At 43.7% G+C, this 10290-nt stretch carries 11 protein-coding genes; 5 read left to right on the top strand and 6 right to left on the bottom strand.

What is annotated here, in order from left to right:
• Positions 1-278: 278 nt before the first annotated feature.
• The 3 genes from RIE73_RS30870 to RIE73_RS30860 are packed head-to-tail and all read left to right on the top strand — an operon-like array spanning position 279 to position 2431.
• A complete protein-coding gene (locus RIE73_RS30870; protein WP_446404803.1) occupies positions 279-1280 on the top strand; it encodes a hypothetical protein in 1002 nt (333 codons plus the stop codon).
• Positions 1255-1668: a hypothetical protein gene (locus tag RIE73_RS30865; protein WP_446404802.1), complete on the top strand. Its 414-nt coding sequence runs from the start codon at positions 1255-1257 to the stop codon at positions 1666-1668. The genes RIE73_RS30870 and RIE73_RS30865 overlap by 26 nt, the downstream gene beginning before the upstream one ends.
• A gap of 13 nt (positions 1669-1681) precedes the next feature.
• Positions 1682-2431 carry a Uma2 family endonuclease gene (locus tag RIE73_RS30860; protein WP_446404801.1) on the top strand — a complete coding sequence of 250 codons (750 nt, stop codon included), beginning with the start codon at positions 1682-1684 and terminating at the stop codon, positions 2429-2431.
• Positions 2432-2542: 111 nt separating this feature from the next.
• Here the strand turns inward: RIE73_RS30860 and RIE73_RS30855 are convergent, their stop codons facing one another.
• From RIE73_RS30855 to RIE73_RS30840, 4 genes are all read right to left on the bottom strand, one after another.
• Entirely contained in the window at positions 2543-3094 is a 552-nt protein-coding gene (locus RIE73_RS30855) for an EF-hand domain-containing protein (RefSeq protein WP_446404800.1), read from the bottom strand.
• On the bottom strand, positions 3094-3426 hold the full coding sequence (locus RIE73_RS30850) for a DegT/DnrJ/EryC1/StrS family aminotransferase (protein WP_446404799.1): 333 nt from the start codon (positions 3424-3426) through the stop codon (positions 3094-3096). The genes RIE73_RS30855 and RIE73_RS30850 overlap by 1 nt, the downstream gene beginning before the upstream one ends.
• Positions 3427-3470: 44 nt before the next feature.
• On the bottom strand, positions 3471-4934 hold the full coding sequence (locus tag RIE73_RS30845; RefSeq protein WP_446404798.1) for a CIA30 family protein: 1464 nt from the start codon (positions 4932-4934) through the stop codon (positions 3471-3473).
• 243 nt (positions 4935-5177) lie between these two features.
• On the bottom strand, positions 5178-5816 hold the full coding sequence (locus tag RIE73_RS30840) for a Uma2 family endonuclease (RefSeq protein ID WP_446404797.1): 639 nt from the start codon (positions 5814-5816) through the stop codon (positions 5178-5180).
• A 217-nt stretch (positions 5817-6033) separates the two neighbouring features.
• On the opposite strand from RIE73_RS30840, the gene RIE73_RS30835 reads away from it, so the two are divergent.
• Positions 6034-6297: a DUF3146 family protein gene (locus tag RIE73_RS30835; RefSeq protein WP_446364933.1), complete on the top strand. Its 264-nt coding sequence runs from the start codon at positions 6034-6036 to the stop codon at positions 6295-6297.
• A 534-nt stretch (positions 6298-6831) separates the two neighbouring features.
• On the opposite strand, the gene RIE73_RS30830 is transcribed toward RIE73_RS30835, so the two are convergent.
• On the bottom strand, positions 6832-7230 hold the full coding sequence (locus RIE73_RS30830) for a pre-16S rRNA-processing nuclease YqgF (protein ID WP_446404796.1): 399 nt from the start codon (positions 7228-7230) through the stop codon (positions 6832-6834).
• A 43-nt stretch (positions 7231-7273) separates the two neighbouring features.
• Complete coding sequence (locus RIE73_RS30825; RefSeq protein WP_446404795.1) at positions 7274-9148, bottom strand: tetratricopeptide repeat protein; 1875 nt, start codon at positions 9146-9148, stop codon at positions 7274-7276.
• Between the two features lie 505 nt (positions 9149-9653).
• On the opposite strand from RIE73_RS30825, the gene RIE73_RS30820 reads away from it, so the two are divergent.
• Positions 9654-10064 (top strand): hypothetical protein, encoded by a 411-nt coding sequence (locus RIE73_RS30820; protein WP_446404794.1) that lies wholly within the window; start codon positions 9654-9656, stop codon positions 10062-10064.
• The last annotated feature ends 226 nt before the right edge of the window (positions 10065-10290 follow it).

Below are 10290 nucleotides of genomic sequence, written 5' to 3'. Positions count from 1 at the left end.
TAGAGTTTCCCCGATTGTTCGCACAGGTACTCTAAAATGGCTTTTGTTTCCTTGTCTGGGTGTAGCAGCATTTGCTGTACTCCCCTAGGCTTTTTGGGTTTAACCATTGCTCGACCTCACAATGCACTTACTTAATCCAGTATACTGTATGTATTGCTATTCGACAGGACGAATCTATGAAGAATGAGAAAATCTTTTTAAGGGTTACTAAATACGAAAAGAACTTAGTGTAATTGCCTTTGCCTGATCAGATACTAAAAGCACTTGAGGTATAGAAGATGAGTTTTGTCACTCTAAGTCCTGATCAAGAAAACGAGCTTCAAGAAATCCAACTCGCTCGGCAATCTTTAGAACATTTTCTTGCATCGCCTTCGGGAAAAGCAGGAATAGCAGAATTTTATACTGAACTGGCGCAGTCTGAGGGTTCTAGTTTAGATGTTATCCTAAGTAAGGCGATTGCTGCTATTGATGAGCTGACCAGAGAATTTAGGATTTTAGATCGAATTGCTAAACGTATTGATAAGGTTAAAAGATGGAGTGAAATCCAGATAGAACAAACAGAAAGTTGCTCAGATAAAAAGATAATTTTAAATCGAGTTACTCCAGTTTATCAGAAAATTTGCTGGAGGTTGATAAAAAATATTCAGTCTATAGCAAGGATTGTTGATGCCAACTGGAATTATCTTCCCGTTGAACTGCAAGTCATGACTGAATCTATGGCTAGACGGTTATATTTAAACGAACAGTCAATTCTTAGGGGTAATCTACAAGATGATTACTATCGGAGAGTAGTTCCTAGTTTCCCCGAAACCATACAAAGTTTTATATCCTTAGTATTTTACACAGTTGAACAAAATAAAGAAAAACGCAAGCTAGAGCTATTCAAATTATTTAAAGGGGATGAAAGGATAGATCAGTTGCCAGGAGTAACGACGAAATATCAGTCAGAAAGAGATGCTGGATTAACTGTAATCCAAGAAGTTGTGCAAATGTTGCTTAAATTCCCAAATGTTGAGCAAGTAAGAGCTATAGCAAAGAATTATATTGATTTACACGAAGTCATTTTTGAGATAATGCCTGCTGATATTGACTCTCCAGATAACGGAGAACTTTTGCAAAAATCAATATCCTTAGTGATTGATGCTGAATGGAAATTATCAGACATTACCAATAATGAGAGTTGGTTATTTGGCGTTCAGATGGTTGGGGAATTTGAACATAACCTGAAAGATAACAGTGTGGTGGCATCTAGCTATGTGCAATCCTACTGTCTACCGTAAACAAGCCGAGTTTAACGAACAAACGGCGATTGCCGCTAAACAAGGCTTTCCGGATTGGGCTGTTATTATGTGTTTCTATGCTGCTTTGCATTGGGTGAATGATTATGCTGTTCAACAACAAGAAACTCAAGAATTAGAGAGTTCTGGTGACAATGAGGGTTCTCTCCATACAATCCGTAGATCGTATGTCAAAAAGATTTCCCGAAAAAATAAGTGGCGTGATTTGGAGGATGCTTATGTATTTCTATTTGGAGTAAGTATGACAGCTAGGTATTTAAGAGGATTAGAAAAATTAAATCGTACTGCTAGAGAACATTATTCTCACAACAAGGATATTGTCCAAAAGTGTTTTGATGAGCTAGAAGTAATTAAAAGCCGCCTTTCATAGTTTCCACTAACTTATGGTTAACCTTCCCACTCAAACTGATCCCCCCCTTCCACCTCGGCAAACCTTACCCACGATGTATGATTTACCGAGTGACAACCCGGAGGAACCTGGATTGCCAGACGAGTTTCATTTTTTACAACCCTTATTGTTATTTCTTACCTTTCAACCCGCTAACTGGAATCCAGAGTTGGTATTTTCGGCTTGTGATTTAAATCTTTACTATGATGTGAACCATCCTCAGTGGTACAAACGCCCCGATTGGTTTGGGGTAGTGGGAACACCTCGATTGTATGAAGGGCGGGATTTACGCTTAAGTTATGTGGTGTGGCAAGAAGTAATCAATCCTTATGTAGTGGTAGAATTATTGTCTCCCGGTACACAAGAGGAAGATTTGGGTCGAACGGTGCAAACACCTGGAAATCCACCGACAAAATGGCAGGTTTACGAACAGATTTTGCGGATTCCGTACTCAATTGTGTTTAGTCGCTATACCAATGAAGTTCAGGCGTTTCAGTTAGTCGGCGGTCATTACGAACCGATGAACATGATTGATAATCGGTTATTGATGCCGGAGTTAGGGTTAAGTTTAGGACTATGGCAGGGAAGTTTTCGAGGAATTAACCGTTTGTGGTTGCGGTGGATGACACTTGAGGGAGAGTTGATTTTAACGCCGGAAGAAGAGGCAGTTGCAGAACGGGAAAGGGCGGAACGATTAGCAGCACGATTGCGGGAGTTAGGGGTTGAACCTGAGGATGTGGAGTAAGTGCGATCGCTGTTTTCAGTTAAGTGCGATCGCTCTTTTCGGTTCACTACATTTCAATCTGCGGTAGTGGTAAATTCCAAGCCTCTCTCCTTGTAGGAGAGAGGTTTTCCCTTAGTGAACCTCAACAAAAACGCCGCTGCGAGCAAACTCCTCTTCTTCGGGAGTAAAGTAAGGGGCGTTATCTTCCAGAGTCGGATCAAAGCTGTAGGCATCTTGCAGGAAGTTTCCTGCTAAAACAGCCTTTTCTAACTCCTTAATATAGGTGTCAGCCAGCTTACACAACTCTTGGATACCCTGTTCGTCGCCTCTGTCCAAAAACTTTTGCAGTCCCAAATGAAGTCCCGACAGGCGGGCGGTGGGTTTGAGCATACTGTAGATATGGTAAATGCGATCGCCTTCGGTGAATTCAACGTGGGAATCATGATAGCCAGTCGAGGATTCGTTTTGTTCAGGAACAAGCTGGCAAAACTCTTCAAAGTTGATGAAGGCGTCACCATCGCGATCAACTTCTTTAATCATCTCTTGCAGTTCTTCATCTGTCAGCCCGAACCGACTCATGACGTTTTTCAGTTCGTTGGCGCAAATATGCCCCGAACCGTCCTCGTCAAAAACGCTAAAGGCAAGTCTCAGCCGACTTTCGCGATCGCCTTGTTGAGACACCATCAGGGCTTTGAACTCGTCAAACCTAAATACTTGAGCAGGCGTTTGAAGAACCAAGTCTCACTTTTTACCGCATACTGTTGCTCGATAGATTTTATTTGCCTAGCTAGTTGTTTATTGCCAACTAGAGCCACGGCTCCCCCAAGAGCCGTGCAAGACTTAATTGCACCAAAACTAAAAAAACTGATATCGGCATCCGGATAGCCATAATACTTAGAACCTGTAAAGGCTTGAGCGCAATTTTCTATCAGAATAATATTATGTTTTCTACAGAGTTTAGCATAGGGGTCTAAATTAGTAATCTTTTTGAGCAAGCGTTTGTAGTTACGGCTCAACGCTGATGGCGCTAAAGCGCAACTACAAACCTCTTAAAAACGTGTTAGTTTAGGCTGGCAAATAACTGCTCCCAATTAGGAGAACTTGTTTCGGCTTCTTTCACTTCAAAGGTGACATGACAAGCTTGGGATTGTTCTAGCGCCTGAAGGCACAGTTCAGCAATATCCTCTCGACTGACTTTCCCTCGGATATTATCGCCTTGCTCAAAGGCTAAACCTTTACCACCGGGTTCTTCGGTTAAAGCGCAAGGACGGATGATTGTATAGGGGATACCACTTTCTCGTACAGCATCTTCTCCCCGCAGTTTCCAGGTGAGAATACCGCCTAATTGGTCATTCATTCGCACGGCTGGCGGTTCTTCTTCTAAGTTAATTCCGGGACGCCCTGGACGGGTAACGCCAGCAGAACTAATCATGATAAATTGAGGTAGAGTCAGACCATTGTATGCCTTGATTGTTTCCACTTGTAAAGAGAATGTTCCGGGTTCAAAGTGGGGATTCAGTGCGCCGTCATACTCAAACTTACTCAGCATCAATTGCACGGCGTAAATATGACTCGGATCAAAAGGTTCCGCATCCTGGAGAGTTTTGGCACGAAATACCGGAATTAGCGCCTCAAAGGGAACGCGAACATCAATCCAGGTATCTTTTTCAGTATCAAAGGAGTAGCAATAGGAAATCCCATCCCATCTTGATTCTGTTCTCAGAATAAACTTATAACGCTGTCCATCGCCTTTAACGCGCAGTTCCATCCCCTCATATCCGGCTACATTTAAAGGTGGCTCGAAATTACGGGTACGAACGGAAACAAAACCACCTGAGTTTTTGGTAGATACTGTGCCACTGAATAATGCCGCATGATCAATTAGCCGAATTGAGCTTTCACTCACACCCCCCATGACGACATCATCCACAGCCCCCCAAGTTTCTTTCACGTCATCTGAGGGATTTTTGAAATCAAAAATGAGTTGTTTTCCAGGTTCGAGATGATTAGCGGCGACTTGGACTAAATTCTTAATCCCTTGATAGTCTACAATTTCGGGACTATCAACCACTTCTGGCATATAGAATTTGATGCCTTGATAATATTTTTCCCGGCTTGGCGTATCTCCTTCCACAGGTTGCACCCGAACACCTGTGCAACAAATAACGGCGGAGATACCCTCCATCATGGCAGGGGTTAAGGTTTCGGGGATCGTGATATCGGCTTCAAATAGTTCCACCTCATCTCCCAGCATTTCTCGCCCTCGCTGAGTATCTCTGACTAATGCGCGTACCGGATAATTTCGTTCCCTCAGACGCCGCACAACTCGCTTCCCGACGCCACCTGTTGCACCAGCTACCAGTATCTTACCCAATCGTTTTCCTCCACTTTGGCTTGGTTTATGATGTTGTGTATTACCTGAAAATAAGCGTTTTAAACAGCTAATAAAAGGGATAACCTCAAAGTAAGCTAAGGTTTTGACAAATCGACCAGCATCCCATTGGGAGCGATTATTCTGGGTCATTATCCCCTCCTATACTATTTATTTTTTTCAGTGTACCGAATTTGGCAAGGGGGATGAATCCGCTATAGAAATTGCAGATCTTCTTGTGGTGTAACACAGATTAGGTGTAGGCGGACACCAACGTGATTGTAGGGGCGGGTTTAGGAATTCAATGTGGCTGATTGAATCGGGCGCACGCCATGGGCCCCTACAATTTCTGGGAATCGGGCGCACGCCATGGGCCCCTACAATTTCTGGATCTACTTACGATTCAATCACTGGCGGTAATAGCTCAGAAACTGTAATCGTACAACTGGGAAATTGCAACGGCGAAACACTCGCATCTTCTGCCAGAATTACTTCACTTTGATAACCGTCTGGAGTGGGTTGACGAAAAACGTGCAGTTGTCGATGGTTAAGATCAAGTACCCAATAGTCAGCAATTCCCGATTGGGCATAATCCCTCGCTTTTATTTGACAATCGATTTGCAGGTTAGTATCTGCTACTTCGATAATCAGATAAATATCGGATGCTAAGGGATGATGGTCAGCATAGTCTAGGGGATCGACTCTGACGAGAGCAACATTGGGTTCGGGTTCCGAGCGATCATTTAATTGAATCGGAAGTTGCTTCTGGATCAGCACTTGCTCTGTCAAACGGTGACTAAATACCCGATCCGTGCGTCTAATTGACGCCGCATGAGGACTTCCTTGGGGACTCATTTTTTTAATAATCTGTCCTGCAATTAATTCAACCGATTCATCGGGTTGCAAAATGCCCACTTCAGCCATTCGATGGTACTCTTCAATAGTCCACAAGCGCAGTTTGACGGGGGGTTGAGTTTTCGGCATAACTTTTATTGCTGAGATTGACCCATGGTTATCAATAATTTGAGGATTCATCGTTTATTGTACTCACTTCTCTCCCAGCCAGCCATATCGTTTACTGTGTCTTGATGGATACTTGGTATTGAGCTTCTCGAAATACTCATCGGTCACGGTTTCAGTTCTAGAGTTGACAATCACGGATTTTCCGGTAGTTTAGTATAAAATGCTCGAATCTGGACTTGTGCGCCCTAAGCTGCATCCAGAATAATGTTTAAGCTGAATAGGTTTAGCTGTGAGTTCTAAGAATTTACCGGAAACCACTGCCTACGTTCGGATTACCCAGCACTCTTGGCAACGGGGCAAAATCGAGGGAGAAGTTCAAGCGGCTGCTTATGAGTGGCAGTTTCAATGGCGTTTCCGTCAAGGTCAGTTAGTCGTCAGACCTGCTTTGGGACGTGCTTTAATTCAAGAACCACTGGGTCGATTTTTAGAACGTTGCGATTACCAGTTGGAACCAGGAGGAGATTATGCGTTTACTATTCGGGCGGAATTATAGCGCTACGCGCTGGGCAATGGGCAATGGGCAACACCTCGGCTTCGTTCGGTGTTTCATAGGCAATAGTGAAGAAAAACGCTTACCTTACAAGGGATTGAGTGATTGGATTTTTTCTTCATTTGTCCTAACTAGAATGCGTAGTGCTATATAAGAGTGTTGAGGGTTGACCCTTCACAGCTTTCGAGGAAACATGGTTTGTAGGGGCGGGTTTAGGGACTTTGGTGTCGCTATTGATGATAACCTTTGTTCAAAACCCGCCCTGACCTAATTTTTTGGTCTGAGTTTGTAGGGGCGGGTTTAGGGATTTTGGTATCGCTATTGATGATAACCTTTGTTCAAAACCCGCCCTGACCTAATTTTTTGGTCTGAGTTTGTAGGGGCGGGTTTAGGGATTTTGGTATCGCTATTGATGATAATGTTTGTTCAAAACCCACCCTGACCTAATTTTTTGGTCTGAGTTTGTAGGGGCGGGTTTAGGGACTCTGGTATCGCTATTGATGATAACGTTTGTTCAAAACCCGCCCTGACTAATTTTTAGATCTGAGTTTGTAAATAACGCTCAATCAACAAGATAGCGACAATATCATCAATCGGTCGAGGCGGCTGGCGCATCCCTGGGGGAATCAGGCGTTGGAGTCCCTTGGGGGGATACATTTGCCAATAGCGATCGCGTGCTTCTAATGTACTATAACGTTCATCGACTAAGACAATGGGAACCGTGGCGGAAATGGCTTCACGAATTTTCCCTTGCCATTGCTTCGAGGTGGTTTGGTTCCCCATGACAATTGTCTCAATGGAAAACTGCTGAGATAACTTTTTAATGGTTGCGATCGCCTGATCGGATGGTATCACTTGATGATAGGAAATCTCTTGGTCTTTGCCTTTCACGGCTAAACCACATTTATCTCGTCCTGGGTCAAACCCTAATATCATAATTAGTCATTGGTCATTTGTCATTTGTCATTTGTCTGTCCTATCACATTGAGGTTCGATATTTTTCCAATAATTCTGGCAGGTAATCATACCCATCTACCCCAATTAAAGGAATAATTTTTGACCGTTGCTGCTGGAGGATTTCTTGGAATATTTTTCCTCCCAATTGCCCTTGCAAAATCGTCAGTAATCCCACGGCTTTGCGCCAGTCTTCTGTACCAATCTGCTCCAATAAATATCCGCCCAAGCTGCCTGTGTAAATCGTTTTAATCCAGTTTTGTAACTGATAGTAGGCTTGCGCCAAGTACGCTAAATTAAGTCCCTGCAAATACAAATCCCCAGAAAATTGCGCCGCTTGCCACCCTTGTTCTAAATAAGTAATTGCCTCTTGGGGTTGTTGCATAACCACATAAGCAATCCCCAAACTACATAAACACAGGGCTTGACTTTGGCGATCGCCTAATCGTTCTAATAATTGCCGCCCTTGTTGCAGGTACATGATGGCGCTTTCGTAGACATCAGGATCAAGGGCTTGCTGTTGGGCTTGAAAGACCTCACTATAGCCTAAATTCGCTAAGGCGTTGGCTTCGCCTAATTTATCCCCGGCTTGCCGTGCTAAGATTAATGCCCGTTGGCTATAATTAATTGCCTCGGTATAATTTTTCTGTGCCACACAGATTCGGCTTAAATGATTGTAATTAGCAATCTCACACACGCGATCGCTCGCTGAACGGGCAATCTCTAAGGCTTGTTCATGGAATTGTATCGCCCGATCATATCGACCTTGCGCCCGTTGAGAATAACCTAATAAGGTGAGAATTCGGGCTTTCTCTTCGGTTCCCTCGACACGCCGCAACGGTTCATCCAGGTAATCCATCGCATTCCGTAGATAATTCCCACTTAAGGAGGCAAAAACACCGCCATATAAAGGAAAATATTCCCGTTGGGCAAAGGTGCGGAGAATTTGCAACGTCGCCTGAAAACAACTATCCACCAAACGTTCTCGTTGGGGAACCGTTGCTTGATTTAAGGCAAGGGCAATTTGTGACCAGATTACCGCAAATACAATAAACGTAGAAATCGAGAGTCTCGCCCCCATTTTGGAGTTATAGACTCGTTGATCAAACCACTGAACTAACCGACGTTGTAACCATTGCAGAACAACGGTTAATTCCACCCAAGTATCCAGTTCTAACGTTGGCTGTTGGCGAATCCATTCATCGAGGGGTTGATTATACGCCAGCGCTTGAAACAATGACTTAGGTAGAGGACGATTCACCTTTTTTGCCCAGAGTCCCCAAGGTCCCCGTTGTTCAGCGAGTTCCTCAAATCCCAGGGAACCCTGACTTTGCTCATAAATCCAGCTTACTAAATCGCTTTCCAAATTGCCCCAAGCGGCTAACCCCCCAGTAATTCCTTGGGCTAGCTGTTCAAGTTCCCTGGCGCGATCGCTGTCAGAACTAGCGGATGCTTCCTGCTGAAGGGTTTTGGCTAATTGAGCCAACTGAGAGAGATTCAGGACAGGTTCTCGATTCGGATCAATCGCCCGTAACCAAGCGCTCAACCGTTCACTCTGATCAGCTTGGGTAATTCCCTGGATAGCCGTTGCGATCGCCGCAGACACCTGATTCTCCTGCTGTACCCGTTCCCATTCACTGCTAATCATATTCAGCGCCCGCTGCGCCCGTATCGCTTTAGCCTGTTTGAGTTCACTCGCCGGATTATCGATTTGTTCCTGAGTGCTGCTGTGGCGTTCATCCAGACAGCGTTCAAACATTTCCCCGGTTCCACTACTGACGCCTGACGCCAGCGTTTGGTAAACCTGTCGCTTGGATCGGATTTTTCCTTTCAGCGTCGCGGCGACAATTTCATCAATCAGTTGGAAACAGCGATCGCGTAATGATAAAGAGTCTGTCATAAAAGGAAGCAGAAGGCAGAGGACTTTTATGCAGAGGACAGAACGCCCAAGACTGCACTTGATTTATGGTATCTGCTTTTTCGCCCATTGTTAATGGGTGGGTATTGGAAGTCAAGCTGCGCTTGATATCTACTCTTACCAGGACTTCCCCCCTATTTTTCAGACTTCTACTATAATTAACGAATAGATTTAATATCTAAATTTAAACAGAGTGAGGTTCAGGTGAAATTGTTAATCCATCAGAAAACATTAGCCAGAAAAATCTAAAACATATCAGTAAGCACTTGCCAAACTTCCAAAGTTATGATCCTTCTATAACTTTTGATGATGTTCTCCAGCTTGGTCAGCAAATTGCGAGTCGTCCAGACAACTTAATTGGCAATCCGGGAGACAGAGAAATTTTTGAACAAGATGTAAATTTAGGAGGACAGCAAATTAGAGTTCGAGTTGTTCTCAATTCTTTAGGTCGGTTACGTTCTGTACATATTAGGGATAGGTAAAAACGATGAAAATTGAATGGAAACTCGATGAAGAAGGCGGCATCGATCCCATAGATCCAGTGGGCGATATTGTAATTAGCGATGGCGATCGAACAATTCAAGAAGAATCAACTTATTTAGATTCTTGGTTCGACGCCTTAATCACTGGAGCCAAAAATATAACATCAGTCAACAGTTTAGTAATTGACATAGCAGAAGAACCCCATGCATTGAGACTTACACAGGTATTGCAAGGACTGCAAATTTCTTATAAGGATAAAACAATCTGGGTAGCCGAATTGGATGAATTTATCAAAACCTTAAAGCAGTCAGCAACAAGTTTTATCTTGAAGTTTAACAAAAAAGAAATGGACAAAAATGAATTACTTGATAAAATTCGAGATTTTGTTGATTTTAAACAGAAACAGATTTGCTAAAAAAGCTTGTAGTTGCGCTTTAGCGCCATAAACGTTCACCGCCCGTCGTACAACCTAGTTTGTAGTTGCGCTTTAGCGCCATAAACATTCGCCGCCCGTCGTACAACCTAGTTTGTAGTTGCGCTTTAGCGCCATAAACATTCGCCGCCCGTCGTACAACCTAGTTTGTAGTTGCGCTTTAGCGCCATAAACATTCGCCGCCCGTCGTACAACCTAGTTTGTAGTT

It is taken from the genome of Coleofasciculus sp. C1-SOL-03 (assembly GCF_040220555.1).
In the GTDB taxonomy this organism is placed as follows: domain Bacteria; phylum Cyanobacteriota; class Cyanobacteriia; order Cyanobacteriales; family Coleofasciculaceae; genus Coleofasciculus.
This window is presented reverse-complemented; position numbering and strand designations above follow the sequence as displayed.

Bases quoted from the DNA above. Each gene is read 5' to 3' on its own strand.
- RIE73_RS30855 (WP_446404800.1), bottom strand. From the start codon at position 3,094: ATGGTGTCTCAACAAGGCGATCGCGAAAGTCGGCTGAGACTTGCCTTT.
- RIE73_RS30860 (WP_446404801.1), top strand. From the start codon at position 1,682: ATGGTTAACCTTCCCACTCAAACTGATCCCCCCCTTCCACCTCGGCAA.
- RIE73_RS30865 (WP_446404802.1), top strand. From the start codon at position 1,255: ATGTGCAATCCTACTGTCTACCGTAAACAAGCCGAGTTTAACGAACAA.
- RIE73_RS30845 (WP_446404798.1), bottom strand. From the start codon at position 4,934: ATGACCCAGAATAATCGCTCCCAATGGGATGCTGGTCGATTTGTCAAA.
- RIE73_RS30825 (WP_446404795.1), bottom strand. From the start codon at position 9,148: ATGACAGACTCTTTATCATTACGCGATCGCTGTTTCCAACTGATTGAT.
- RIE73_RS30840 (WP_446404797.1), bottom strand. From the start codon at position 5,816: ATGAATCCTCAAATTATTGATAACCATGGGTCAATCTCAGCAATAAAA.
- RIE73_RS30870 (WP_446404803.1), top strand. From the start codon at position 279: ATGAGTTTTGTCACTCTAAGTCCTGATCAAGAAAACGAGCTTCAAGAA.
- RIE73_RS30830 (WP_446404796.1), bottom strand. From the start codon at position 7,230: ATGATATTAGGGTTTGACCCAGGACGAGATAAATGTGGTTTAGCCGTG.
- RIE73_RS30820 (WP_446404794.1), top strand. From the start codon at position 9,654: ATGAAAATTGAATGGAAACTCGATGAAGAAGGCGGCATCGATCCCATA.